The organism is Gilliamella sp. B2772, assembly GCF_026536985.1.
Classification (GTDB): domain Bacteria; phylum Pseudomonadota; class Gammaproteobacteria; order Enterobacterales; family Orbaceae; genus Gilliamella; species Gilliamella apicola_E.
Genome location: NZ_JAFNNB010000001.1, coordinates 210,656 through 236,606, shown reverse-complemented (window position 1 = coordinate 236,606; position 25,951 = coordinate 210,656). Strand labels below are relative to the sequence as shown.

Below are 25,951 nucleotides of genomic sequence, written 5' to 3'. Positions count from 1 at the left end.
TTTGTTAATGAAAGTATGATTTATTTCAATAGGCTTTTGGCTTGGTTTAAAACATTTTCAACCGTGAAACCAAACTTAGCAAATAGTTGTTCTGCTGGTCCTGATTCACCGAAGGTTGTCATGCCAATGATTTTGCCGTTTAAACCGACATATTTAAACCAATAGTCACTAATACCAGCTTCGATAGCGATGCGAGCTGTTACTGAAGATGGTAATACTGATTCTCTATAAGCTTGATCTTGCTTATCAAATGCATCAGTTGATGGCATTGAAACAACTCTTACTTTTCTACCTGCTTCGGTTAATTTGTGATAAGCCTCAACAGCTAGCTCAACTTCTGAACCTGTTGCAATAAGGATAAGTTCTGGCGTACCGCTACAATCATTTAAGATATAACCACCACGGTAAACATTAGCTAATTGCTCTGCTGTACGCTCTTGTTGTTTAAGATTTTGTCTTGAGAAGATAAGTGCAGTTGGACCATCTTTTCGTTCAACCGCATATTGCCAAGCAATGGCTGATTCAACTTGGTCACAAGGACGCCAAGTACTTACATTTGGTGTCATGCGTAAGCTTGCCATTTGTTCTACTGGTTGGTGTGTTGGGCCGTCTTCACCCAATCCAATTGAATCATGAGTATAAACGAATAAAGAGCGAATCTTCATTAATGCTGCCATACGTACTGCATTTCTAGCATATTCCATAAACATCAAGAAGGTTGCACCATAAGGAATGAAGCCACCATGTAAAGAAATACCATTCATAATAGCTGACATACCAAACTCACGCACACCATAATGAATATAGTTACCAGCAGGGTTGGCTAAAATTTCTTTAGAACCAGACCACATGGTTAAATTACTTGGCGCTAAGTCAGCAGAACCACCTAAGAATTCAGTTAATACTGGAGCAAATGCTTCAATGGCATTTTGTGACGCTTTACGAGTTGCAATTGTTGCTGGATTTGCTTGTAATTTATTAACAAAATCTTTGGCTGTTTGTTGCCAATTACTTGGTAAGTCGCCATTCATACGGCGTTTAAATTCTTTCGCTAAATCAGGATAAGCTTTAGCATATGCATCAAAACGAGCATTCCATTCATCTTCGCGTTGTTTACCTTTAGCTTTTGCATCCCATGCATCATAATATTCTTTAGGAATTTCAAATGCAGGATGAGACCAACCTAATGCTTTACGTGTTGCTTCAATTTCAGCATCACCAAGAGGAGCCCCGTGACTTTCATGGCTACCGGCTTTATTAGGCGAACCAAAACCGATGACAGTTTTACACATTAATAATGATGGTTTATCAGTTACAGCTTGTGCTTGTTCGATAGCTTCAGCTAACGCTTTCGCATCATGTCCATCAATACCGCGAATCACATGCCATCCATAAGCTTCAAAACGTTTAGCAGTATCATCAGTAAACCAACCTTCAACTTCACCATCGATTGAAATACCATTATCATCGTAAAAAGCGATAAGTTTGCCTAATTTAAGGGTTCCCGCTAAAGAACAAACTTCATGAGAGATCCCTTCCATCATACAGCCATCACCCATAAATACATAAGTATTGTGGTCAACAATTGTATGGCCAGACTTATTAAATTGAGCAGCTAATGTTCTTTCAGCTATTGCCATACCCACTGCATTAGCAATACCTTGACCAAGTGGACCTGTTGTGGTTTCAACACCTGGAACATGGCCAAATTCAGGGTGACCTGCTGTTTTAGCATTTAATTGACGAAAGTTTTTTAAATCATCAAGCGTTACGTTATAACCAGTCAAATGTAACAAGCTATAGATTAACATTGACGCATGACCGTTAGATAAAACAAATCGGTCACGATCTGCCCAATTTGGATTGGTTGGATTATGTTTTAAAAATCCACGCCAAAGTACTTCAGCCATATCAGCCATCCCCATTGGTGCACCTGGATGACCTGATTTTGCCTTTTGCACGCCATCCATACTTAATGCTCTTATCGCATTTGCTAATTCGCGGTGGGATAGTGTGGTTGCATTCATGATAATGATCTCCAAAAAATATTTAATAATTCATTGATAGTCTGCTATCAGCAGACAAATAAAACAGGTTTGTAACAAAATTAAAAAGGGGAACTATCTCCCCTTTTATTAATAATTAAAGCAGTGCCCCGATCATATCTTCAAGTTTACCTTGATCGACCGCAAAGGCTCGAATGCCTTCAGCTAATTTCTCAACTGCCATTGCATCACTATTATGTTGCCATCTAAACTCAGCTTCAGTCATTAACGATGGACGTTCTACAATTGTTTGATTCGGATTCAATTTGCGTTCTACTGGTGCATTTGATTGTTGCATTTCCGCTAATAAATTTGGTGAAATGGTCAAACGATCACAACCCGCTAACGCTAATATTTGATCGACTTTACGGAAACTCGCTCCCATCACAATTGTTTTATAACCATGCTGTTTATAATAGTTATAAATATTACGAACAGATACTACGCCCGGATCTTGATCGGCAACATAAGGTTCTATTGGTTTCTTTGCTTGATACCAGTCATAAATACGTCCAACAAATGGTGAGATTAGAAATGCATTAACTTCTGCACAAGCTCGCGCTTGAGCAAAGGAAAATAATAAAGTTAAATTACAGTTAATACCTTCTTTCTCTAAAACTTCCGCTGCTTTAATTCCTTCCCAAGTTGAAGCGATTTTGATTAGAATTCGCGATTTATCAATGCCTTTTTGTTTATATAAATCGATAATTTTCCTAGCTTTTTCAATACATCCCTGTTTATCAAACGACAATCTAGCATCGACTTCGGTTGAAATTCGGCCTGGAACTGTTTTTAGAATTTCGGCGCCTATATTCACCGCAACTTGATCACAAGCATTAACCAATTGTTGTTCTTTACTGCCACCTAATTTTTTAGCTGTATCAACAGCTGAATCAATTAAAGAACGATATTGAGGAAGTTGAGCTGCTTTTAACACAAGCGATGGATTAGTCGTTGCATCTTCTGGAGAAAACTGTTTAATCGAATCAATATCACCTGTGTCGGCAACCACGACAGTTAATTTTTTAAATTCATCTAATTGGCTCATACTTCAAATTCCTCTACTACATGTTTTTTAAACATAATTATAATAACATTTATTAAGTAATAAAACGACAGGATAAAGTCGTTTCAGTTCAGGCTATTTTTATCAAAAATAGTATAAAAACAAAGCAAAATTAAAAGTTAGCAAGCTCAAGCAAGCTAAATTTAAGCGTAATTCAACAACTCGTTACTTTAAAACTCATCGTAATAAAAAACGTTCTACTTCTTCAGCAAATAGACCACTTTTAAATTATGATTTTTATCTCAGTTGAATCAATTTTTAGCAAATTCAACCCTTTTCCATCCATTGCCATAATGTGATCACTATTTTTCACGGCGGATAATCTATCACGGCATTATACTGTATGTATTTCATGACCTTATTTAAGCAATGTAACCTAAAATACTGTTTTAATATTCTACAATGCTTTATCTCACTTTACATACAGCATCATCTGCACCAATAGCTTCATGTTTTATATTTTGTGTTTCATCACACCAAAATGAACATGCGTTCATATTAATATCATTTGTTACTTTGAGGTATAAATAAATTCAATTTTGTGATGTAAGTCTCGAAAAAAGATATTGAATAAAAAATATATTGACCTTTTTATTTAAAAGATAACAAAAATAGGCAAAAATAAGCGGTTAAATTTTTAAAAAAGTGACAGGGTTTAATCAAAGGTTAAAGATTAATACATTTGATACATTTAGTCTATTTAAGGCTGGTTAACCTGATTTAATTAAGATTGTTAAAAGAAGATAAATTATTGAACCCAAACATAATTGGGATAAACGGCTAAATTACAACTAATACATGCAGAACACTGCTTACCAGCACAAGTTAATAAATTATTATTTACTAATTTAATGACTCCTTTATTTACCCAAAAATCAAGCATCGGTTCAACGGCGCTTTCAGGTAAACGAAAGTGACGAGCCACATCTAGCAAATTGGCTCGCCCTCGTAATTGAACATAATCTCGGATTGATGTTATCAGCATAAAAATTAAAGTCTATTATTCACAACAAGCCGATTTATTGTGTGAGCGTGGTTTAGGTAACTGATAATGATTAAAGCATGGCAGATTCCCAAGTTTACGCATAACAACAAAAGTCAGAATAATAAATCCCCCTATACCTGTTAGCCAATATGGTGCAAATGTTGAATGACCTAATAAACTAAATTGGTAATAAATCGTTGCACATAACCACCCAATAACAAATGTCCAAACTGCAACAAAGATCATCCATTTTAGTCCTGCCTCACGATAAATGGTGCCTAATGCTGCTGCACACGGTGTGTATAGTAGAATAAAAATGAGATAAGCAATGGCAGAAGTTGAAGTAATGAAAGAATTGCTTATTTTAGTTATCGTAATTGAATCAACAGATAATTCATCTTGTCGGCTATCATCTTTATTAACGAGCCCGAGTGGATCGCCAATTGAGTTTGCTAAATCAATAAGATGGGCAGGAATAGAGGCAAAAGCTGACTTAATTCCACCATAAAATGAAAACTCTTCTTGCTCATGATGATCCATTGAATAGAGTGAATTTAAAGTTGCAACCACTGATTCTTTGGCAAAAATTCCGGTAAAAATACCCACGGTAGCTGGCCAATTTTGTTTATCAATCCCCATTGGTGTAAAAGCTGGTGTCACTTTTTGGCCAATAACAGATAGCATAGAGTCATTAGAATTTTCATGCCCAAACGAACCATCAACACCCCATGAGTTTAATATGCTAAGTACTGTCACCATCACTACGATTGCTTTACCTGCTCGTAAAACAAAGCTTTTTAGCCGTTGGCAAGTTATTCGCAACATACTGCGTAAAGTCGGAATACGATATACCGGCATTTCCATAATAAATGGTGTTAATTCGCCTTGTAGCAAAGTATTTTTTAAGACAAAACCGGTCAGCATCGCCACAAAAATACCAAATAAATACAACATAAAAACCACAATCGATGCATAATTAGAAAAGAATATCACAGCAAACAATGCATAAACTGGCAAACGTGCACTACAAGACATAAAAGGAATTAGACAAATAGATAAGAGACGATCACGTGGGCTATCTAATGTTCTTGTCCCCATAATAGCTGGCACGCCACAACCAAATCCCATTAACATTGGTACAAAGGCTTTACCGGGCAGTCCGATACATCGCATAAAACGATCTACAATCATCGCAGCTCGAGCTAAATAACCTGAATCTTCCAAAAAAGATAAAACAAAAAACATCGCCGCAATAACTGGAATAAATGTTGATACAGTCGTAATCCCATTACCAAGCCCGTCAGCTAAAATAACCGTTAACCAAGTTGGCGCATGTAGCATATTTAAAAGGTAATTAAAGCCATCAACAAAAATCGTACTAAAAATACCTTCAAAAAAATCAACAAAAACCGAACCAAAATTAATCGCAACCAAAAACATGGCATACATTGCAAACAAAAAGAATGGAATCCCAGTAAAACGTCCTAAAGCTAATTTATCCAATTTTTCAGTAAGATTTAAGCTGGCTTCACGAGGTTTATCGACCACCATTTTGCAAATCATATCAATCGTATCGTAACGTATAGAGGCTAAGGCTACATCAACTTGATAATCAAAATTAATCGATACCAAACGACGACAAATCTCTAACTTCTCATTTTCAACTAAATCAAATGAGGGATCAGAACCATTAAGCAATGCTTCTATTAATTGCCACCGGTTAAATTGATGGATTTTGCTCGTCACGGGTAATTCATCCAAATAGCGATTAAAGATCACTTTTGAATCCCAATTTAAGGTATCTATTGTCGGTTTTGCTATTTTCAGATCTAGAGTGCTAATTTGTATCTGCTGGTAAAACTGTGTTAATCCCATTTTCTGCGTAGATGAGATAGCCACAACTGGGCAACCTAATAGTTTCGAGAGTTTAGCGATATTTAACTTTTCCCCCATCACTGTGAGAGCATCAACCATATTAAGCACAATTATCATCGGCACTTGCATATCAATTAGCTGAAAAGTTAAATACAAGCTACGTTGCAAATTGGTTGCATCAATAACATTAACAATCAAACTGTCTTTGTCTGTTAACAAAAACTGACGTGTAATAAATTCATCTTGAGCGGTTGAATCTGACTCAATGGAATAAGTTCCAGGCAAATCAACAACATCATACTGTGTATTTTGATAATCAAATGAGCCTGACTTATGCTCAACCGTTACACCAGGCCAATTACCAACACGCTGCTTTGAGCCAGTTAACAAATTAAATAAAGTGGTTTTACCACAATTGGGATTACCAATTAACGCAATTTTCATGCAACTACCTCAACTTCGATGGCTGCTGCTTCACGTCGACGCAAACAGAGCAAAAAACCGCGAAGACTTATTTCAATCGGATCGCCTAGTGGTGCAATTCGCAATACCTTCAATTTACATCCAGGCGTCATCCCCATAGCTAAAAGTTTGCGACGAAAAGGTAAAGAGTCAGGTAACAGACGTTTAACAACAGCCTCATGCCCTATTGAAAGGTGTTCAAGCGTAAATACAGACATCATACTTCCTATCAAATACGGTTGTATTTCAATAAATGGCGACATTTTAAAAGATAATCATTCGCATTTTTAGTGTTTAACTGCGAACAAATCGCAAAGAACATCTAAAATAAGTGAAAACAATTGAATTTATAGGCAAATTAGAAGATAACCCTGACAAAAGTTGATAATTCAAGGCTCAAAAACCCCGCTCCTCAACTTTTTTTTGCATTAGAAAAGCGCTTTTCTACAAATCTCTTCAAAATCGTTTTTAAGTTTTTATTAAGATGCTTGATAGCCATTATAGGGTGATAAATCATCATTCTTGGACCAGAATAACGCATGACTTCTTTTATTAGCTGTTTGTAGTCTTTACGGTAACAATGTTTTAAACAGAGTTCGCAGGTAGTTTTAGACTCGCCAAATCGGCACATAGTCAATCGTTGCATAGCGTACTGTAATAAATCATTACACTCATCGCATAACTGGTTTTTTGAAGTATGGTGTTTTTGGTGACAATAAAGATATATCATCACTTTTACTGTGTTTTTTTCCTGATTTATTTTTGGGCCAGTGTTGTTTGCAACCATAATTAAATATATATCGGTCAAAAAGATGCTAGAATACTAAATTAATTAGTATGATCACAAGGATTTTGGTTAATGGCAAGAATTATCAACAAAGATACTACTGTTTGTATGTCACTTTCAGCTAGACCAAGTAATTTTGGTACTCGCTTTCATAATTATTTATATGAAAAATTGGATCTAAATTATATCTATAAAGCCTTCACCACCAATAATTTGAAAGATGCAATTTATGGCATTAAAGCATTATCTATTCGTGGTTGTGCAATTTCGATGCCTTATAAGCAAGCTTGTATAGAATTTATTGATGAATTAGATGTATCAGTACAATCCATTCAAGCAGTGAATACGATCGTTAATACCGACCACTATTTAAAAGCGTATAACACCGACTATATTGCTGTAGAAAAACTAATTAAGGCAAATCATATTAACAACAACACACCATTTGTTCTAAAAGGCAGTGGAGGCATGGCTAATGCGGTAATTGGCGCTTTTTATGATGCTGGTTTTAAACATGGGATTGTATGTGCCCGAAATCAGATTAAAGGCGAAGCTTTAGCTGAGCGTTACAATTATAAATGGGTTAAGGATGAGTCAACCATTACGCCAGAACAAGCAAAATTAATTATTAATGTGACCCCTATTGGTATGCAAGGTGGCGTTGAAGCAGATCAACTAGCATTCAGTGAAGTCCTGATTAATCATGCCGATATTGTATTTGATGTGGTCGCCCTACCAATAGAAACACCACTAATTAATTATGCAAAAAAATTAAATAAAACTGTCATTACCGGTGCAGATGTTGTTGTGTTACAAGCCGTTGAACAATTTATTTTGTACACCGGTGTTACGCCTAGCGATGAACTCATCAATCAAGCTGCTGAGTTTGCCAGACAAGGTTAATCTCATTGATAACATAATTTGTAAAGCACACTCTAAAAAATCTCTTGGTTCGGACGTTTATTCCTTAATGAAATACAGGTTAAAACGTCCAAACTTACCTAAAATCTGTTTAATTGAAAAACTCGAAGCCCCTTTTTACTCTAAAAAAGTTGAGGAGCGGGGTTTTTGATGTTTGCAAACCTTCTATAAAATATCATTAATTAAAAATAGGAAGTAAAATGCTTACTAAACGTTTTACCTACTCGATTGATATCAACCAAGTTTGGCATAGCGCTTCGCCCTCTTTTTTGCTGGTTAACAGCAGCAACTGATAGATTTGCAAATAATAGGGTCTTTTCTAATGGCCAATCATAACTAATGCCGTAAGCAAAAGCGCCCTGAAAAATATCACTTTCGGTCATCTTATCAATCGATTGATTTTTAAAACCGGGAATAATGATGACGTCTTGACGAGCAAGATATGCACTCCCCTTTTCACCCATGCGGATGATGACTTTACCGCTACTTAAACTACGCAATTTTTTAAATGCGTCTTTAATTGTTTTCTTATCACTAAAGGATTTTATTTTTAAAAATGCACAAGCAAATTGTTCAGTTACAATGACATAATCTGCATGTTGAGCTAGGTACAGACTTGAATCAGACAGACTATCTATACTCATAATAACTTTCGTTTTAGGTAAATTCTTGATGATATATTCACTTAATTCGGCTTCATATCCATCGACTAAAATAACAATACTGTAGCCACGAATGGTTTGCATAAAGTGATTGAGTTTATTTTTTTCATCATCAGTTAATTTTGGTGGCGTGGTTAATCGGTGCGATATAACGGTTTGCGTTCCGGTTTGTTCATCAATAGTGATTGCTTCTAATGGGGTGATCATTTTTTCTGAAAAAATAAATTGCTCAGTATTCACGCCTGCATCGGTAAGTTCAGAAACAATCTGATTACCATAGGAATCATTATTTAAATGACTAATGTGATAAATAGCTTCGCCCCAAAGTGCGAGCAAATAAGCCGTATTAGCACAAGAACCACCTCCACAACGGACTATATTATCTGGCGGGATAACACCGTTTTTTTCTAAATTAGGTGAAGTAAAACAAACTAGATCTAAACAAGCAAAACCTACGGTAAGAATTGTCATCATTTAGCCTCAATAAATGGATTAATTTAAAAAAACTAAAAATTGAAAATTTTTGACTTAACTTTGTTCGACTTGATTTAAATAATTATGCCAGCGTTCAAACTGCTAGAGAGAAAATGAAAAGCAATAAGGGAATCTACTTATTGCTTTTAGAAAAACGATGCCTCAAAAAGGCTTTATCATATAAAACTATAATATATTATTATAGAACAACCCGTTTAAGGATTCATTTTATGCTAAGTGAATTTTTTAAGTTTAGTAAGCATAAAACTTGAATTTTGTGACATAGGTCTCAAATATAGTCCTTTTATCACTAAATATCAAATTCAAATGTACATAAAATCATCAGCAAAGACGGTTTAGGTTTATCACTGATGATGAATACTTTCTCTTTAAATAATGATTTATCTTAAAAAACAGCAATTTTACATGGTCTGCTTTAATTTGTTGTAGACCTCTAAAAGTTTTTGATGCATCACAAATTGATCCATTGGATGATTATGCTCATTGCTAATCAAATCAGCGAGACCAAAAAACTGTTTTTTGCCTGTTGCATATTGCCACATTTCGTCAACGCAAGTTTTTCCATACATTTTATTGAATGCATTTTGGTAATCACTAAATTGGTTTTCACCTCGTTCAATAATAAAATTCACTAATGTTTGCAAACAACGATAAGCATGGTTACGTTCAGGCGTAAAGATGGATTCGTTCATTTCAACCGTCCAATCGATCCACAATTTTGCTTGCGGTAAATCACCAGCGGCTAATGCCAGCATAGCTTTTAATTCACCAATTCGTAAAGTCAGCCATGCATTATCTTTACCTGTTGCAATGCCAAGCAGTTCACGAACACGAGCAAAATCATCTAAACCTTCATCATCGAACTGTTGAATAATTACCAGCAACTCTTTTGCTGTTCGCTTTTGATGAGGAAGCGATAAGATCAATTCGCGTAAATGGATCGCCATATTATTGTTTGCGATCAATAGATCTTCAGGTGGATAGATTTCTGACATGCCGACAGCTAAAATACGGCAAGCATAAACCCCAAGATGTTGGTAATCCATGATCAGGACTTCGATTTGATGACGATTAAAAATTGCCATTAAATTAGCAAATTCTTGCTCTGTCGATCCTGAAAAATCCCAATCTACAAATTCATAATCCGATTTTTCATTAAACAGATCCCACGAGATTAAACCACTTGAATCGATAAAATGCGTTTCTAAGTTGCTTAAATCGGCAACATCATCATTATCAAAACTTGGTGGTGAAAACACATCCAAATCTTTAAGGCTTCGGCCTTGTAAGAGTTCAGTAACGGTTCGCTCAAGAGCCACACCAAAATTAGGGTGTGCACCGAAAGAGGCATAACAAGTACCATTTTGAGGATTAAATAAAACAACACAAATAACAGGGAATTCGCCACCTAATGAGCCATCAAAGCAGTAAATCGGGAAGCCTTCGTTTTCTAGAGCGTCGATTGCAGCTAATACTGCTGGATAACGATTGAGTACTTCGACAGGTATGATCGGCAGACTGATTGCCTCAGTAATAATTCTATTTTTAGTGTAACGTTCGAATATTTCTGACAGACCTTGTACTCGTGCTTCGTTTGGAGTGTTGCCTGCTGACATTCCATTAGAAGCATATAAATTAGCTATTAAGTTAACCGGTACATAGATGGTTTGACCATCGGATTGTTGTACAAACGGTAAAGCACAAATCCCACGTTCACCATTACTTGACTGTAAATCAATTAAATCAGTAGCAGTTAATTCATGATCCGGATCATAAAACTTGAGTAATTTTGGCGATAATAATCCTTTAGGTAAGCTATTATCTTTCGGTATCGTAAACCATTTTTCAGTTGGATAATGAACAAATTCACTATTGGCAGCTTTTTCACCTAAATAAAAATCAGAAAAAAAGTAATTGGTTGAAAGCCTTTCAAAATACTCACCAAGTGCAGAAGCTAATGCCGCTTTTTTGCTGGCGCCTTTACCGTTGGCAAAACAGAGTGGACATTTAGTATTTTGAATATGTACCGACCATACGTTAGGTACAGGATTAAGCCAAGAGGCTTCTTTAACAACTAAGTCAAATTTTTCCAATTGTTGTTGAAAATAGTTAATCGAATCTTCAAGTGCTGCATCTTTACCGGGGATAAATGTTTTCATTAAAAAACCTTTTTAATATAGCTTGAACAATTTATTTGTCATTAAGTTCACTTAATGGCCATCTTGGTTTAACTTCTATTGCCAGATCAGCAAATTGTGAGGATTTAAGATGGATCATACCTGCATAAGCAATCATCGCACCATTATCTGTACAAAATTCTAATCTCGGATAATATACCTGCCCTTTTCGCTCAGACATTAGTTGAGCTAATTTACGGCGTAACGTTTTATTGGCGCTAACACCACCAGCGATAACTAAACGATTAAAACCAGTGAGATCTAAAGCTCGACGTGATTTAATCAACAACGTATCAACTAATGCATCTTCAAATGCTCTAGCAATATCAGCTTTGCTTTGCTCGTCAAGGTCTTGCCCTTGTTGATGAATAGTATTTGCTGCAGCCGTTTTTAGACCGGAAAAACTAAAATCTAAACCCGGTCTATCTGTCATCGGTCTTGGAAAATGAAAACGTGACGCATCGCCTTGCTCAGCAAGTTTAGATAATTTAGCGCCACCAGGATAATCCAAACCTAATAATTTTGCTGTTTTGTCGAACGCTTCACCTGCGGCATCATCAATCGATTCGCCAAGTAACTCATATTCGCCAACACCAGTGACTTTAATTAATTGAGTATGACCACCGGATACGAGCAAAGCAACAAAAGGAAACTCAGGCGGATTATCTTCTAACATCGGCGCGAGTAAATGGCCTTCCATATGGTGCACCGCAACCGCAGGCACATTCCAAGCATAAGCAAGCGAGCGACCGATAGAAGCACCAACCATTAATGCACCAATTAATCCAGGCCCAGCGGTATAAGCCACGCCGTCAATATCATTGGGTTTTAAATTTGCTTCTTTCAATGCTGCTTGAATGAGCGGTACCGTCTTACGAATATGATCGCGCGAAGCGAGCTCAGGTACAACACCACCGTAATCAGCATGTAATTTGATTTGTGAATAGAGTTGATTGGCGATAAGACCTTGTTTGTCATCATAAATAGCAATCCCCGTCTCATCGCACGAGGTTTCAATGCCTAAAATCTTCATTAATGTTTACTCATCAGATCAGAAATTTCGTCTTCACTCCAAAGATCTTGTTCAGAAAGTTCTTTATCAGCGATGCGATGTTCTTCTGTGGCCCAATCACCTAAATCAATCAATTGGCAACGTTTACTACAAAACGGACGATATGGACTTTTTTCAGACCATTCAACATCTTTTTGGCAGGTAGGACATTTTACAATGGTATTTTTATTCATTTAAACGCTCTTAAATTCTATTTGACTAACAACATGCAAGTTCAAATTCGATTGCATCAATATTGTTATTATCGCCAGCATAAAGGGGTAAAAAACGAATACTATAACGAGACATGTGACCGGATACTTGAGGATAAACATTTTTATCCAAAGCAACACGAATTCGAATCAAACTCACATCACCATTGGTTTCTTGGAAGAAATTGTTAGTACAAGTGAAAAGACTAAATTCGCCTAATTGTCGAATAAATTGTAAACAAGCTTTCAAAGGCTCATCAAGTACCGCAATATGTTTTAACCACTCATCAACTTGTGAATTGCGTTTTTCTTGTGTTTGATTTAACCATAAATGAAATGATGGTAAATCAAAACTACAACATCCACCTGGGATCATCAAACGCTGACGAATTGCCGTAATAAAACGGTCATCTTTCAAAGCTTGTCCTAAGCGTAAACTCGAATTAAACTTTGTTAAAAAAAGATCATATTTTTTAAGCATATCGCCAAGTAACTCTTTATCTACACCATCAAGTTCAATCCAAGATAGTATTTTCTGTTTTTGAGCTTCGATCTCTTTAATTAAATCGCCTTTAACATCATTACGCTCAACGATTTCTAATAATTCTGATAATGCATGAAAAAACAATAATGCATTATTTTGTGTGAAATGGCGATGTAAATGTAATTGTTTAAGTAAAAACTCGATCCGTAACCAAGTACGCATTCTTTCATTTAATGGATGTTCGAAAATTATGTTATTCATAGCTATTCTTAACTTTTAAGTTATGTAGATATTGCTTATGCAAGTTATCTACTTGAATTTTCAGTGACTCTAAATCACCATCATTCACAATAATATCATCGGCAAAGGCTAAACGATCGGTCAAACAAACCTGTGTTGCAATCATTTTTTTTGCCAATGACTCACTAATTCTATCTCGATTAATCAGGCGTTCTAATTGTAACGCTTCTGGAATATCAATCATCAAAACGCGATCAGCCAACTGGTGTAAATTGTTCTCAATTAATAAAGGCACCACCCATATCACATAAGGTTTGGTTTGCTGAGCAAACTGTTTTTGCGTCTCTTGTGCAATAATCGGGTGCAATAAATTATTTAACCATAACCGTTCATGATCATTGTTAAAAATGATCTCTCTTAATTGGCTACGGTCTAATTCACCATTTTCTAACAAGATTTCTTGGCTAAAATGTTTAGTAATTTGCTCCAAAGCAGGCGTACCTACTTCAACCACTTGGCGAGCAATAATGTCAGCATCAATAATTGGAACACCTAATTGAGCAAATAGATGGGCTATGGTACTTTTACCACTTGCAATGCCTCCACTAAGGGCAACAATATAAGACATAAATCAAATTCCAACTAAAATGACTATATTAAGGGATTATATCATACAACTGGGCAACAGAATATATAGCATCTATACCTAAAATAATTTTAATAATTGCCCGCAAAAGGTCCCACATAAAACATTTAAATAATCTCTGTCAGAATATCATCAATAACGCATTTTGATGAAAAAATGCCTCCATATTTTGTGATTTAGATCAAAAATAATACTTTTTGTGGATTTTTTAATGTCCAATATCAAAAAAATTAGATAAAACAGTTGTTTTGTTCGTATAGCTGTATATAATCACATGTATCTGTATATAAAAACAGGAATAAACCATGAGACCATTAACCGAACGCCAACAACAAATTTATGATTTAATTAAAGAAAACATCCAAACAACCGGTATGCCACCGACTCGAGCTGAAATTGCCCAAAAATTAGGATTTCGATCCGCCAATGCAGCTGAAGAACATTTAAAAGCATTGGCTAAAAAAGGGGCAATTGAGATGATTGCAGGATCATCTCGCGGAATTCGTTTATTACTTGAACAACCTGATGACGCATCCGACTTTGAAGGCATCCCTTTAATTGGTAAAGTAGCCGCTGGCTCACCAATTTTGGCACAAGAACATATCGAAAGCCATTATCAAATGTCACCAGCATTATTCAAACCACAAGCTGACTTTTTATTAAGAGTACAAGGCATGTCAATGAAGGATATTGGTATTTTAGATGGTGATTTACTTGCCGTTCACAAAACTCAAGATGTAAAAAACGGCCAAGTGGTTGTTGCGCGCATTGATGACGAAGTCACCGTAAAACGATTATCGCAAAAAGGAAGGCATGTAAAACTTCTTGCGGAAAATCCTGAATTTGCGCCAATCGATGTTGATTTAGAGCAACAAAATTTTGCCATTGAAGGTATCGCGGTTGGTATTATTCGTAATGGTTCATGGATGTAATCTTAAAGTTAGTATAAAATATCCAATAATTGTTGCTTAGGAGATAACAATATGTGGTTATTTTGGGTATATGAATTTTTAGGATTTGTTGGCGTTATATTATTAGTCTTCGCTTACTGTCGTATTCGTAAACAAGGTTTTTGGTCTTTTTTGTGGCACAATTTAAAATGGGTTTCGATTGCCGTTGCTTGTGTTTGGTTACTAATAGCACTCATTTGTCGAAATGATTTATACAGCGCTGCAAAATGTTATTTCCGTGGTGAAAGTATGCACGCTAACACCAAATATTCTATTTTTTGGAGTGAGTGCCAGATCGAAACTTCAAACGGTAACTTTTTACCAATTGACCGCACCCGAGCACTGCCTGGTGCCAAAGATGGTGGTGATAGTCATGGTGACGGAGTGCCTGCTGATGATTTAATCATCAATTAAATTGGTTGATTCTAAAAACAGGCAATGCAAAACGTTGCCTGTTTTTTTATTTGGTAAAATTCTATTTGATTGACTTTATTTATGTCACTTTTTCATTAACCCGCATGTAAGCTAAGCAATGTTTTTCAAGTTGTTTAAAGCCAAAAATCAGAACAAAACTCACACACAAATAGATCACCGCTGCAATCCCAAAGGCATGAAATGGTTGATAGGTTTCAGCATAAATATCACGGGCAATCTTCATCACATCTTGAACCGTCACAGTAAAAGCTAATGCGGTTGAGTGCAACATTAAAATCACTTCATTGCTATAAGCAGGCAATGCAATTCGAAAAGCTCTTGGTAAAATAATATAGCGATACAATTGCCAGCGATTAAAACCAAGTGCGGTAGCGGCCTGAATTTCACCACTTGGTACATTACGAATCGCACCAGCAAAAACCTCAGTAGTGTATGCGCAAGTATTGAGTGTAAAAGCTAAAATAGTACAATTTAATCCACTTTGGAAAAAGTCACTTAAATATTGATGTTCGCTAACAAAACTCAATGTATATATACCAGTATAGATAATCAATAACTGTACATAAAGTGGCGTCCCACGAAAAACATAAGTAAACAAACAAATCGGCCATTTAATGAAGACATGGTTAGCATTTCGCCCCACCGCTAACACTAATGCTAAAATCCCACCCAATGACACAGACAAAATCAAGATCCAAAGCGTCATTGCCAGACCTGTAATATGGTAGCCATCCGACCATAATAGAGCTTTCCAGTAATCTTGAATGATTTCTAACATAATATGGCTCGATTATAATTTTGCTTTAGTGACACCGGCGGAATAATGTTTCTCAAGCCACCATAAAACAACATTAGATATAGAAGTAAAAAATAGATAAAACGCTCCGGCTAGTAAGGCAAAAAATAGCGGTTGATAGGTTGCCTCGCCAGCGGTTTTGGTTGCTTTTACTAGATCGAACAATCCTAATAATGATACAAGTGCCGTGGCTTTTAAAATGACTAACCAATTATTAGCAACCCCGGGAAGAGCATAACGCATCATCAATGGGAATCGCACATAGATAAAAACTTGACGCTTGTTTAAGCCTAATGCAGTAGCAGCATCAATTAATGTTTTGGGAACCGATTGAAAAGCACCGCGGAAGGTTTCAGTAAAATAAGCACCGTAGATAAATCCCAAGGTTATAATACCTGCCACAAAAGGATTGATTTCGATCATATCAGCTTCAAAAAAATCAGTAATGCTGTTTAACAAAAATTGCAAACCGAAAAAGATCAGCATCATCAACACTAAATCAGGCACACCGCGAATTAATGAGGTATAAGCCTGACAAAGTAGTTGCAAAATAGGCTTTTGAGATAATTTGCCAAGAGCACAAACTACCCCCATTATTATGGCAAGAATTAGAGAACAAATCGCTAATTCAATTGTAACTAGTGCACCTTGTAATATTAATGAACTATAGCCTTGCATATAATTTATTTTTTATTGCCATAAACGCTAAAATCAAAATACTTATCATTGATTTTCTTATAGGTGCCATCATTTAAAATTTCAACAAGTGCCTGATTAAACGCTTCACGAAGCTCATCATCCTTTTTACGGAATCCTAGCCCAACACCAACATCAAAATAGCCTTTATCACTAAGTACATCACCAGCGAACGCAAAGTCTTTACCTTGAGGCTGTTTTAAAAAGGCGTAGCTACCAGTAACCTCATCTTGCAATGCCGCATCTAAACGCCCCGCTGCTAAATCCGAAAACACTTGTAACTGATTTTGATATGGCACAATCACTACACCATTTGGGCGCCACTTATCATTAGCAAAATGCTCTTGAGAAGTCCCCTGCTCAACGCCAACCCGCTTACCTTTTAATGACTCAATGGTTGGTAACAAATCAGAGCCTTTTTTTGCGATTAAGCGAGAATTAGTAATAAAAATTTCGTCGGAAAAAGCTATCTGTTTTTTACGTTTTTCCGTCATCATCAATGAAGAGGATATCATGTCGATTTTGCGTGACAATAAAGAGGGAATTAACGCATCAAAATCAGTAGTCTGAAACTCACACTTGATCTTGGCTTTTTCACAAAGTGCTTTGGTGATTTCGATATTAAAGCCACTGATTTCACCATTTTTATCAATAAAATCAAACGGCGCGTAGGATGTATCCGACCCAATTTTAATCGATTCAGGCACTTTGGCTTGAATTGTCCAAGCACAACTTAACAACATCGCTATCGATGCAATTTTAAATAAACGCTTCATGATTTAATCCTATAAAATTTTTGAACGCATAATATAGCGTGTTATTAAATGAATTAATAATAAAAAAAAATTATCAACATGCGGGGGAAAATTGAGTAAAAGTTATAATTAACATTGTTAAAAGGCGAATTTTTAGGCCTCAAAAACCCCGTTCCTCAACTTTTTTTGGCTTAAAAAGTATACCATTCAATACTTTTAAGTCTGATTTGATATTAATAAATTTACTTTCGCTAATTATATAGTATGCTTTGCATTATGATGTTAACTCATTTCAAACACTAAATAACGTGCATTCTTTTATCTTATCTTTGCGTAAAGTTTTTTATAGCAGTAATTTGCTATTTAGTATTCGTATGCTGGTTAGTTTGACTGGCTCTACGCTCGTGCCTTGGTATTTTGGTTCAGTTTCGTTGGTGATTCCACTCACTTTAGGCGTGGTTGCCGCAGGTCTGACAGAGATTGATACCCGGTTGCTCAGTCGCTGTATTAATATTTTACTTACGTTAGTTTGTTTTGCGATTGCAACGTTTTCGGTCGAGTTGTTGTTTACTTTTCCTTTGTTATTTATTGTTGGATTAGTTAGCTCGACATTTATGTTTATTATGCTTGGTACGCTTGGACAACGATATGGCGTGATTGCTTTTGGTTCGTTATTGATTGCTGCGTATACCATGCTGGGCCACAATCTGTTTGATGATAACTATACTCTGCCTTGCTTTCTACTATTGGGTGCACTTTGGTATAACATTGTTTCATTGATTGAATCTATAGTACAACCGATTCGTACAACTCAGCAGACATTAGCAAATTGCTTCTTGAAATTATCACTTTATCTTGATGCCAAAGCAGCGATGTTTGATCCTGATGAAACTGATGGCTTTAGACGACAAACGCTTGAATTAACAGAATGCAACACTCAAGTGATTAATGCGTTTAATGATACCAAGCGTTCGCTATTTAATCGTTTAAAAGGCTTTCGTGGACAATCTTATATTAGAAAGATGCTTAGTTATTATTTTGTTGCCCAAGATATTCACGAACGAGCAAGCTCCTCTCATGGTGATTATCAAGCACTCAGTGAACACTTTAAGCATAGCGATCTGTTATTTCGTTTTGCAAGAATTTTGAATTTACAAGCTAAAGCTTGTGCCAAATTAGCAGTATCCATTAAATTAAATCAAACTTATCACCATGATCCGCTGTTTGCTCGTTATTTTGCTTATTTAGAAGAGGCCATCGTCCAATATCAACAGCATCCTAATGCCAATATGTTATTTATTAAATCGTTGCAAAATCTCTATCAAAATTTGCAAGCCATCGATTTATTATTGGCCAATACTGATACCGAGCAACACTTATCTAAAATACAAGAAGATAATCAGTTGATTGATGAGGAACTAACTCGCTTTCATGATATATTTTCACGAATTAAGCAAAATTTAACTTTGAAATCATCATTATTTCGCCATGCTATTCGTATGAGTCTAGTGCTTTTTGTGGGTTATATGGTGATTTTCTTCTCTCATCTTTCACATGGCTATTGGATTATTTTAACCAGTTTATTTGTTTGCCAACCTAACTATTCCACCACTAAATACCGCTTAAAATTGCGAGTAATCGGGACAATTTTAGGGATCATCATCGGGATTCCGTTAACCTATTTATTTCCAAGTATTGAAGCACAATTAGTGTTGATTATTTTGACCGGCTGGTTGTTTTTTCTATTTAAGAATTCGCAATATGCCTATGCGACTGCTTTCATTACTTTATTAGTATTTTTTAGTTTTAGCTTGATCGGTGAAAGTAGTATTTCGGTGGCAATATCACGTATTATAGCAACGTTAATTGGATGCTTTATTGCATGGTTTGCGGTCAGTTTTATCTGGCCTGATTGGAAGTTTAGAAACTTACCTAAATTACTTGATCGAGTCTGCCATGATGATAGTCACTATTTGGCGCTAATTGGTAGTCAATACGTATCAGGTAAAACCAATGATCCTAAATACCGTGTTGCACGGCGAGCTGCACATGATAGTAACGCCGATTTATCTTCACTTATCAGCTTAATGACCAAAGAGCCTCATGTAAAACCCGATCTGATTGAGCAAGGTTTCCGATTATTAACACTTAATCATACATTTATCAGTTACTTATCAACCTTAGGGGCGCATCGTGATAAAAACATCTCGCCCCACACGCTTGAACTATTTGATGATGTTTCGCTTTATATTATTACCATTTTGAGCAATAAGAAGATCGACTCTGAATATCTTCCTTTAAAGAAAATGGTGGATGATCATCTTGAGATTGTGTCCGATGATGATAAAGATAATGATTTGCTGGTCATGCAACAGTTAGCTTTGATTTTGGATATTCTTCCGGAAATCATCGATTTAATTACCTCAATTGAAGAAAAAACTAATTGATCACCATGCTTATTAATTTAACTTCGTTATTGAATAAATGGGTTTTGTTCACCAATGTAGACTAAGGGTTGTTCGAAGTTGTTAACTTTATCTGCATCAATTTCAAAACCATATAAATAATCTGATTCGAAATATGGACCTTGGTTTTGATTCGGTTTAATCACTGCTGATATTTTGAGATCTTTAATATCAAATGATACTGATTGCTTAGTGGCTTTGTCATAAATAAATATTGACGAATTTGGTAAACCTATTTTGCCAAGAAAAATGTCGTGGTATCTGCCGTCAATTGAATAATAGGGTTTTGAATATTGTGCATTGACAGGATCTGAGTGAGTTCGTTCTTCATCTGGTATCAAAAAGAAAGCCTCAATTGATTTATCGCCATGAGCAAGTAAATCATCTGTCACAGAAACAAATGCAAATCGCTTTTTATCTTTTATATAATCAATAAACGTTAGTTGATGAAGATTTACTTTTTCAGTTGATGGTGAATGATTCACTGTTTTTGGATGCACTGATGTTTGAGAATAAGCACCAAAGCTTAATAAAGAAATAATAGATACAATTAGTATTTTTTTCATTGTTTACCTACTCCTTAAGTACATATCCACAAAATTAATCTGAATTTTATCTTGATCTATGATCTTCCTGTCGATAATCAGATTTTATATCTAAACGTTTAAATGTATATAATGGATCAATATAATAAATATATGAATACGGAAATATCATTGATTCAAATCCAAATGCCACTAAAGGTTGATTTTTAAACAATTTGCCAGTCCATTTGTCTTTATTCATTTCATTAAAATCTTTGTCAGTTAGACTTCCAATCCTTGAACTTTCAGTATGGGAATATTCAAAATAAGTAAAAATGTTTTTTTCATTATCAGCTATAACCAATTTCCTATGATAGGTCCCAGTAAAGTTGTCATGCTTAATTATTTCATCTTGAAGATAGTAATTTAATTCATTTAATTGAGCTAAATAGCTTTGAGTAATGCTATTTTGAACAGAAGTATCGTTATTATTCGAGACGTTTGGAAAATCTTGATTGTCAATTTTTTGCCAGTCTATTCGCGTTAGTTGTTGCATAGCAAACGGACTTTCCTTACCGATATAAACAAATGTATTTTTAGGGTTTAAGTTGGGTAATTGCTTAAGGTTCAGTTTAAAACCAAATTGATAACTCTTCTCATCATGATGTGGTGTTTTACCGATACTATAAATATTTATGATTGCAAAAGCTTCTAATTTTCGAATAGGGTAAGTAATTAGTCGATTATGTTCGTAATCATAAAGATAGAAATTATCGTCTTCAGATATTCCAGCTTCTTTCAAAAAACGTTGTCGATAGATTTTTGTTAATTTATAGCTATCTTTCTTATAATTACCTATTTCATCTGGAATTAAGTGTGGAACGATTCGAGCATTTCCATTTTCATCATATGAGTTAAAATTAATTTTTTCTGATACTGAAGTAAAATAAAAAATGGGGTTATCTTTTTTCTCAACAATAAAAATATCTAAGTCTTTTATAGTGTTATCTGAATGATTTTGTATTTCCTCGTTAGCATTTACAAAACAACTCAGTAATAATAATATTAATAACTTTATTTTTATTATTTTCATTATTTTCATTTTTCCTGCTCTTTTAACCACGCTATTTCTTGTTTCCAAAGATCCGGATCGACAGTTTCGAGGATGAGAGGAATTTCATCGATTCGCGAGTCTTGCATAATAAATTTAAATGCCGTTTCGCCGATGGTTCCTTTGCCTAAGCTATCATGACGATCAACATGGCTTGCCAACTCACTTTTAGCATCGTTTAAGTGCATACCTCGTAAGTATTTAAAGCCGACAATTTTTTCAAATTCGTCAAAGGTCTCTTTGCAGGCTTTTTCAGTGCGTAAGTCATAACCGGCAGCAAAGGCATGACAGGTATCAATACAGACACCAACACGACTTTTATCTTCTATTTTATCGATGATTTGTGCAAGATGTTCAAATTTATAACCGAGATTAGACCCTTGCCCTGCGGTGTTTTCTATCACTGCGACAACATTTTTAGTTTTATCTAAAGTGATATTTATCGATTCGGAAATACGCGCCAAACACTCATCCACCGAAATTTTTTGTAGGTGACTACCAGGATGAAAGTTGAGTAAAGTTAACCCTAGCTGTTCACAGCGTTGCATTTCGTCTAAAAAAGCTGTTCGGGATTTATCGAGTTGCTCACTATCAGGGCTACCTAAATTGATAAGGTAACTATCATGCGGTAGGATTTGTTTACTAGTAAATCCATATCGTTCACAGCGTTTTTTGAAACTATCAATCACTGCTGATTCAAGCGGTTTTGCATGCCACTGGCGTTGATTTTTAGTAAATAAAGCAAAAGCCGTTGCACCAATTTGATAAGCATTAATTGGAGCATTATCGACACCACCAGAAGCACTCACATGAGCACCAATATATTTCATAATTTTTTCCTAGTTTGAGCCACTGTTTCGTTGAAGTTGGTCACGTAAATTAGGTGGAACACCTTTAATCACAAGTGAGTCTGTTTGCGGGTCCCATTTGATTCGTTCACCTAATAGATCAGAATCAAAGCTTAAGGTTAATCCACCACCGCTACCAGAGAATTTTTTAAGTTGGCGTAGTGCACTACGATCAACGGGGAAAGTGTCCTCTAGATCATATTCATTATTTTTGACAAATTCCATAAAATTATTCTCGTCAGTCGTTGGCAACTCGTTAGCAAGATTTTTCAGTTCAATCTCTTCACCTGCTTGTAATTGCGCTTGGCAATAATTATAAACATTTTCACGGGCATTATTCTTGTTGTCAAATTGCATTTCTTGGCAATAGTCATCAACCGCTTTAACAAGTGTTTTATTTTGCGCTTTAGCATCTAATCCTTCACTCGCACCTAAATAATCCATAAAGAAGTCAGAAACCTTACGCCCTACTCGTCCTTTTAGGAAAGTTAGGTAACGTTTTGAGTCAGGAGCCGTTTCCCATTCGGTTATATCTATACGAGCAATGATGTCGGCATGGTCAATATCTAAATACTGGGTTTCTGATATATTGAGTTGTTCGTTGACTAACATACTTAAACAGCTATTTAATACAGCAATAATAAGGTACTCAACAGCTAGATATCGATAATGACAAAAAATAACGGTGCCACCTTCAGCAAATGGATATTTGGCCAGTTCATTACGTAATTGTTTGGTAGATTCTTGACTAAAATTAAGGAAGTCTTGATTACCTAAACGTAATTCTTTAAGCGACTGTTCAAAAAGGCTTTCACTATTAAATAGTCCATAAGCTTTACTTTTGTTGTTATAAACGCGGTTTATATCTTCAATCAAGTTGCTTACCGCTTGTTCATTGTTCAGTAGTGAGTCACGAAGTTGTAATTCGATTTCCGTATCGCTTTTTCTTATTAATTTATGTAAAACAACGTTTTCTATTTGTACACTCATGAAAATTCCTATTACGCTAGACGATTTGATAATCGACTATTTTATCAAAGCACTAAAAAAGTGCTATCATCAATTTTTATCTCTGTTAAACTAGTTATGATTATTCAAGTCAATTTTATACTTTTACGTATATTCTAAAATTCTTAGCAACTTTAACTTTTTTTCAATGTGAATAAAAATGACAAACTCACGCGATATTTATGATGATTTTAAACATAAAAAAATTAGCCTAATATTTTGGCAATATGCGCTACCATCAATTATTGGGACAACAGTAAATACGCTTTACAATATTATTGATGGAATTTTTATTGGTCATTGGATCGGTCGCGAAGCGTTAAGTGGCGCTGGTATTATTTTGCCTGTGATGAATCTTGCTGCCGGCATTGGTATGTTGGTCGGTATTGGTTCGGCAAGCCGTATTTCGATATTTTTGGGTCGAGGCGAGATTGATAAAGCCGAAAGAGTAGCAGGCACATCGTTTATGTTAACTGCCGTGCTTAGCGGTATTACTTTAGCATTATTACTTTATTTTATTGATCCGGTTTTACACTTTATCGGTTCAAGCCCCACTAATCATATTTATGCACGGGAATTTTTAGAGGTATTTTTACCGGGTAGTATTTTTATCACACTAACATTTAATTACAACAACATGATGCGCGCCAGTGGTTATCCTTTCAAAGCCATGGTAACGATGTTTATCAGTGTGATTGCTAATATTATTCTCGCACCAATTTTCATTATTGCTTTAGGTTGGGGAATGCGTGGCGCAGCGTTTGCAACTACGCTATCGATGTTTATTAGCTTTTTGTTTGTAATGCAACACTTTATCAGCAAAAACAGTAATATTAAATTATATCGTCGCAACTTTAAGCTCGATTTTACTTATGTTAAATCTATTTTATCGATTGGTATGTCACCGTTTGCCATGCAGGTGGCGGCGTCGGTTGTTGTGGTATTTATCAACTGGCAGTTAACCCATTATGCACCAATATCACATGTTTCAAGTGATGATGCAATTGCCGGCTATTCTAACGCTAACCGATTAATTACCCTGATTATTATGATTGTTATTGGCGTAAACCAAGGTATGCAACCGATTATTGGTTATAACTACGGTTCCAAAAATTATGCTCGGGTTAAGGAAACGTTTATTTATGCGGTTAAAATTGCCACCGTCATTACTAGCGTTGGTTTTGTACTAGGTTGTTTTATTCCTGATGTGCTGGTTAGAGCATTTAGTTCTGATGTTGATTTAGTAGCAATATCTGCAATTGCACTACGTTATACTACATTTTCTTTTGCGTTTGTTGGGTTCCAAATGGTAACTACCAGTTTCTTCCAATGTATTGGTATGGCAAAAGTTTCTATTTTGTTAAGCCTTTCAAGACAAATTTTAATCTTGTTACCAACACTTTATATTCTTCCATTATTCTTTGATTTAGATGGTGTATGGGCAGCATCACCAACTGCTGATTTGTTATCGACGGGGATCGCTTATGCTGCGTTATATTGGTACTTTAAATCAATTAAAAATCGACACTATCCTAAAAATCACCATTAAAAAAGGGACATCAGTCCCTTTTATCTTTCTTATTCATTTATCTTTTTTACCAATTTATATTTCTTTTTCAAATAATGCATCGGTTTTGTTATCGATATAGGCATCTTGGACTATAAATCCATCACTAACACCTTTTAATTCATACTCTTTTTTGTCTTTTTTCAACAATTTTTCTCTATGGTAATAATGCTTTTCTGATGACATTTTGGGCATTGGCAATATTGATATTCTAATACATCTATATTTCCTGCTAATTGATCAACTTGGCTAAGTATTCCTTTTGTATCAGTATAAAAAATTGTTTGCGATAATACATCAGCATAACTACCAGTTAAATTGGCAGTAAGTTTAGTTTCTAGACTTTCATTACTTGATGAAAAGAATTGATATTTTTTGTACCATGCTTGGCAATCTTCACAATAATAATCATCTATATGAAATGAAACGATTAATGGATAGAAGAAAACAAGTAATTCAATTACATAAACAACACCCAACATTAAACCAGAAATGTGGGTGGTACTCGATTTTTTAGTAATGGTTATTTCATGGTTTGGAAGAATTTCATTAAACATTTTGTCAACGACAGTAAATGGTGAAAAAAACAGCTCAACATAATCAGTTAAATCACCTGAGAAAATACCTACTTCGAATCCGCATACACTTGAGTAATAGGCAAATAAACAGATAAAGAATGCCATAAAAA

Annotated in this window: 25 protein-coding genes; 5 read left to right on the top strand and 20 right to left on the bottom strand. The window is 35.4% G+C overall.

What is annotated here, in order from left to right; all coding sequences use genetic code 11:
* Positions 1-20: 20 nt before the first annotated feature.
* The 6 genes from tkt to J3T98_RS01040 all read right to left on the bottom strand — a co-directional run bounded on the left by tkt (position 21) and on the right by J3T98_RS01040 (position 7,220).
* Positions 21-2,027, bottom strand: a complete 2,007-nt coding sequence (gene tkt / locus J3T98_RS01065; RefSeq protein ID WP_267361919.1) for a transketolase — start codon at positions 2,025-2,027, stop codon at positions 21-23.
* Positions 2,028-2,142: 115 nt separating this feature from the next.
* Positions 2,143-3,093 (bottom strand): transaldolase, encoded by a 951-nt coding sequence (gene tal / locus J3T98_RS01060; RefSeq protein ID WP_065561718.1) that lies wholly within the window; start codon positions 3,091-3,093, stop codon positions 2,143-2,145.
* A gap of 766 nt (positions 3,094-3,859) precedes the next feature.
* Positions 3,860-4,096, bottom strand: coding sequence for a FeoC-like transcriptional regulator (locus tag J3T98_RS01055; RefSeq protein ID WP_065561719.1), 237 nt, complete (start codon positions 4,094-4,096; stop codon positions 3,860-3,862).
* Between the two features lie 15 nt (positions 4,097-4,111).
* Positions 4,112-6,415 (bottom strand): Fe(2+) transporter permease subunit FeoB, encoded by a 2,304-nt coding sequence (gene feoB / locus J3T98_RS01050; RefSeq protein ID WP_267361918.1) that lies wholly within the window; start codon positions 6,413-6,415, stop codon positions 4,112-4,114.
* Positions 6,412-6,696: a FeoA family protein gene (locus tag J3T98_RS01045; RefSeq protein ID WP_267361917.1), complete on the bottom strand. Its 285-nt coding sequence runs from the start codon at positions 6,694-6,696 to the stop codon at positions 6,412-6,414. The genes feoB and J3T98_RS01045 overlap by 4 nt, the downstream gene beginning before the upstream one ends.
* A 149-nt stretch (positions 6,697-6,845) precedes the next feature.
* Positions 6,846-7,220: a nitrous oxide-stimulated promoter family protein gene (locus J3T98_RS01040; RefSeq protein WP_267361916.1), complete on the bottom strand. Its 375-nt coding sequence runs from the start codon at positions 7,218-7,220 to the stop codon at positions 6,846-6,848.
* A 72-nt stretch (positions 7,221-7,292) separates the two neighbouring features.
* Here J3T98_RS01040 and J3T98_RS01035 point away from each other — a divergent pair, with 72 nt between their 5' ends.
* Entirely contained in the window at positions 7,293-8,123 is an 831-nt protein-coding gene (locus J3T98_RS01035) for a shikimate 5-dehydrogenase (RefSeq protein WP_220224855.1), read from the top strand.
* A gap of 200 nt (positions 8,124-8,323) precedes the next feature.
* On the opposite strand, the gene J3T98_RS01030 is transcribed toward J3T98_RS01035, so the two are convergent.
* The 6 genes from J3T98_RS01030 to coaE form a co-directional block, all read right to left on the bottom strand.
* Positions 8,324-9,274 carry a carbohydrate kinase family protein gene (locus J3T98_RS01030; protein WP_267361915.1) on the bottom strand — a complete coding sequence of 317 codons (951 nt, stop codon included), beginning with the start codon at positions 9,272-9,274 and terminating at the stop codon, positions 8,324-8,326.
* Positions 9,275-9,699: 425 nt separating this feature from the next.
* A complete protein-coding gene (ycaO, locus tag J3T98_RS01025; RefSeq protein WP_267361914.1) occupies positions 9,700-11,457 on the bottom strand; it encodes a 30S ribosomal protein S12 methylthiotransferase accessory factor YcaO in 1,758 nt (585 codons plus the stop codon).
* Positions 11,458-11,488: 31 nt separating this feature from the next.
* Entirely contained in the window at positions 11,489-12,508 is a 1,020-nt protein-coding gene (tsaD, locus tag J3T98_RS01020; protein ID WP_267361913.1) for a tRNA (adenosine(37)-N6)-threonylcarbamoyltransferase complex transferase subunit TsaD, read from the bottom strand.
* Positions 12,508-12,720, bottom strand: a complete 213-nt coding sequence (gene yacG / locus J3T98_RS01015) for a DNA gyrase inhibitor YacG (protein ID WP_065734517.1) — start codon at positions 12,718-12,720, stop codon at positions 12,508-12,510. The genes tsaD and yacG overlap by 1 nt, the downstream gene beginning before the upstream one ends.
* 25 nt (positions 12,721-12,745) lie before the next feature.
* Complete coding sequence (zapD, locus tag J3T98_RS01010; protein WP_267331387.1) at positions 12,746-13,483, bottom strand: cell division protein ZapD; 738 nt, start codon at positions 13,481-13,483, stop codon at positions 12,746-12,748.
* Positions 13,476-14,090, bottom strand: coding sequence for a dephospho-CoA kinase (gene coaE, locus J3T98_RS01005; RefSeq protein ID WP_065734519.1), 615 nt, complete (start codon positions 14,088-14,090; stop codon positions 13,476-13,478). The genes zapD and coaE overlap by 8 nt, the downstream gene beginning before the upstream one ends.
* A gap of 323 nt (positions 14,091-14,413) precedes the next feature.
* Here coaE and lexA point away from each other — a divergent pair, with 323 nt between their 5' ends.
* Complete coding sequence (gene lexA / locus J3T98_RS01000; protein WP_065734520.1) at positions 14,414-15,040, top strand: transcriptional repressor LexA; 627 nt, start codon at positions 14,414-14,416, stop codon at positions 15,038-15,040.
* Positions 15,041-15,091: 51 nt separating this feature from the next.
* Positions 15,092-15,472, top strand: coding sequence for a hypothetical protein (locus J3T98_RS00995; RefSeq protein ID WP_267361912.1), 381 nt, complete (start codon positions 15,092-15,094; stop codon positions 15,470-15,472).
* A gap of 79 nt (positions 15,473-15,551) precedes the next feature.
* Here the strand turns inward: J3T98_RS00995 and hisM are convergent, their stop codons facing one another.
* From hisM to J3T98_RS00980, 3 genes are read right to left on the bottom strand one after another with little or no spacing between them, the layout of a single operon-like run.
* Positions 15,552-16,271: a histidine ABC transporter permease HisM gene (gene hisM, locus J3T98_RS00990; protein WP_267361911.1), complete on the bottom strand. Its 720-nt coding sequence runs from the start codon at positions 16,269-16,271 to the stop codon at positions 15,552-15,554.
* Positions 16,272-16,283: 12 nt separating this feature from the next.
* Positions 16,284-16,967: an ABC transporter permease gene (locus tag J3T98_RS00985; protein WP_267361910.1), complete on the bottom strand. Its 684-nt coding sequence runs from the start codon at positions 16,965-16,967 to the stop codon at positions 16,284-16,286.
* A gap of 5 nt (positions 16,968-16,972) precedes the next feature.
* Positions 16,973-17,761: a lysine/arginine/ornithine ABC transporter substrate-binding protein gene (locus J3T98_RS00980; RefSeq protein WP_267361909.1), complete on the bottom strand. Its 789-nt coding sequence runs from the start codon at positions 17,759-17,761 to the stop codon at positions 16,973-16,975.
* A gap of 287 nt (positions 17,762-18,048) precedes the next feature.
* On the opposite strand from J3T98_RS00980, the gene yccS reads away from it, so the two are divergent.
* On the top strand, positions 18,049-20,187 hold the full coding sequence (yccS, locus tag J3T98_RS00975) for a YccS family putative transporter (RefSeq protein WP_267361908.1): 2,139 nt from the start codon (positions 18,049-18,051) through the stop codon (positions 20,185-20,187).
* 26 nt (positions 20,188-20,213) lie between these two features.
* On the opposite strand, the gene J3T98_RS00970 is transcribed toward yccS, so the two are convergent.
* Genes J3T98_RS00970 through yejK form a run of 4 tightly spaced genes read right to left on the bottom strand, consistent with a single transcriptional unit; the run spans position 20,214 to position 23,678 of the window.
* Positions 20,214-20,771 carry a hypothetical protein gene (locus J3T98_RS00970; RefSeq protein WP_267338400.1) on the bottom strand — a complete coding sequence of 186 codons (558 nt, stop codon included), beginning with the start codon at positions 20,769-20,771 and terminating at the stop codon, positions 20,214-20,216.
* A 46-nt stretch (positions 20,772-20,817) separates the two neighbouring features.
* Entirely contained in the window at positions 20,818-21,831 is a 1,014-nt protein-coding gene (locus J3T98_RS00965) for a hypothetical protein (RefSeq protein WP_267361907.1), read from the bottom strand.
* Complete coding sequence (nfo, locus tag J3T98_RS00960) at positions 21,828-22,670, bottom strand: deoxyribonuclease IV (RefSeq protein WP_065561737.1); 843 nt, start codon at positions 22,668-22,670, stop codon at positions 21,828-21,830. Before nfo ends, J3T98_RS00965 begins: the two co-directional genes overlap by 4 nt.
* Before the next feature lie 9 nt (positions 22,671-22,679).
* Entirely contained in the window at positions 22,680-23,678 is a 999-nt protein-coding gene (gene yejK, locus J3T98_RS00955; protein WP_267361906.1) for a nucleoid-associated protein YejK, read from the bottom strand.
* A gap of 178 nt (positions 23,679-23,856) precedes the next feature.
* Between yejK and J3T98_RS00950 the strand changes: the two genes are divergently transcribed.
* Positions 23,857-25,245 carry an MATE family efflux transporter gene (locus J3T98_RS00950; protein ID WP_267361905.1) on the top strand — a complete coding sequence of 463 codons (1,389 nt, stop codon included), beginning with the start codon at positions 23,857-23,859 and terminating at the stop codon, positions 25,243-25,245.
* A gap of 161 nt (positions 25,246-25,406) precedes the next feature.
* Here J3T98_RS00950 and J3T98_RS00945 read toward each other — a convergent pair whose 3' ends face one another.
* Positions 25,407-25,946, bottom strand: coding sequence for a hypothetical protein (locus J3T98_RS00945; RefSeq protein ID WP_267361904.1), 540 nt, complete (start codon positions 25,944-25,946; stop codon positions 25,407-25,409).
* Between the last annotated feature and the right edge of the window lie 5 nt (positions 25,947-25,951).

Coding starts and splice junctions, on each gene's coding strand:
- J3T98_RS00985 (WP_267361910.1), bottom strand. CDS start 16,967: ATGCAAGGCTATAGTTCATTAATATTACAAGGTGCACTAGTTACAATT.
- tsaD (WP_267361913.1), bottom strand. CDS start 12,508: ATGAAGATTTTAGGCATTGAAACCTCGTGCGATGAGACGGGGATTGCT.
- J3T98_RS01030 (WP_267361915.1), bottom strand. CDS start 9,274: ATGACAATTCTTACCGTAGGTTTTGCTTGTTTAGATCTAGTTTGTTTT.
- J3T98_RS00980 (WP_267361909.1), bottom strand. CDS start 17,761: ATGAAGCGTTTATTTAAAATTGCATCGATAGCGATGTTGTTAAGTTGT.
- tal (WP_065561718.1), bottom strand. CDS start 3,093: ATGAGCCAATTAGATGAATTTAAAAAATTAACTGTCGTGGTTGCCGAC.
- tkt (WP_267361919.1), bottom strand. CDS start 2,027: ATGAATGCAACCACACTATCCCACCGCGAATTAGCAAATGCGATAAGA.
- yacG (WP_065734517.1), bottom strand. CDS start 12,720: ATGAATAAAAATACCATTGTAAAATGTCCTACCTGCCAAAAAGATGTT.
- yejK (WP_267361906.1), bottom strand. CDS start 23,678: ATGAGTGTACAAATAGAAAACGTTGTTTTACATAAATTAATAAGAAAA.
- J3T98_RS00965 (WP_267361907.1), bottom strand. CDS start 21,831: ATGAAAATAATGAAAATAATAAAAATAAAGTTATTAATATTATTATTA.
- J3T98_RS00945 (WP_267361904.1), bottom strand. CDS start 25,946: ATGGCATTCTTTATCTGTTTATTTGCCTATTACTCAAGTGTATGCGGA.
- zapD (WP_267331387.1), bottom strand. CDS start 13,483: ATGAATAACATAATTTTCGAACATCCATTAAATGAAAGAATGCGTACT.
- J3T98_RS01035 (WP_220224855.1), top strand. CDS start 7,293: ATGGCAAGAATTATCAACAAAGATACTACTGTTTGTATGTCACTTTCA.
- J3T98_RS00995 (WP_267361912.1), top strand. CDS start 15,092: ATGTGGTTATTTTGGGTATATGAATTTTTAGGATTTGTTGGCGTTATA.
- J3T98_RS01040 (WP_267361916.1), bottom strand. CDS start 7,220: ATGGTTGCAAACAACACTGGCCCAAAAATAAATCAGGAAAAAAACACA.
- ycaO (WP_267361914.1), bottom strand. CDS start 11,457: ATGAAAACATTTATCCCCGGTAAAGATGCAGCACTTGAAGATTCGATT.
- hisM (WP_267361911.1), bottom strand. CDS start 16,271: ATGTTAGAAATCATTCAAGATTACTGGAAAGCTCTATTATGGTCGGAT.
- lexA (WP_065734520.1), top strand. CDS start 14,414: ATGAGACCATTAACCGAACGCCAACAACAAATTTATGATTTAATTAAA.
- J3T98_RS00970 (WP_267338400.1), bottom strand. CDS start 20,771: ATGAAAAAAATACTAATTGTATCTATTATTTCTTTATTAAGCTTTGGT.
- J3T98_RS01055 (WP_065561719.1), bottom strand. CDS start 4,096: ATGCTGATAACATCAATCCGAGATTATGTTCAATTACGAGGGCGAGCC.
- feoB (WP_267361918.1), bottom strand. CDS start 6,415: ATGAAAATTGCGTTAATTGGTAATCCCAATTGTGGTAAAACCACTTTA.
- nfo (WP_065561737.1), bottom strand. CDS start 22,670: ATGAAATATATTGGTGCTCATGTGAGTGCTTCTGGTGGTGTCGATAAT.
- J3T98_RS00950 (WP_267361905.1), top strand. CDS start 23,857: ATGACAAACTCACGCGATATTTATGATGATTTTAAACATAAAAAAATT.
- coaE (WP_065734519.1), bottom strand. CDS start 14,090: ATGTCTTATATTGTTGCCCTTAGTGGAGGCATTGCAAGTGGTAAAAGT.
- J3T98_RS01045 (WP_267361917.1), bottom strand. CDS start 6,696: ATGTCGCCATTTATTGAAATACAACCGTATTTGATAGGAAGTATGATG.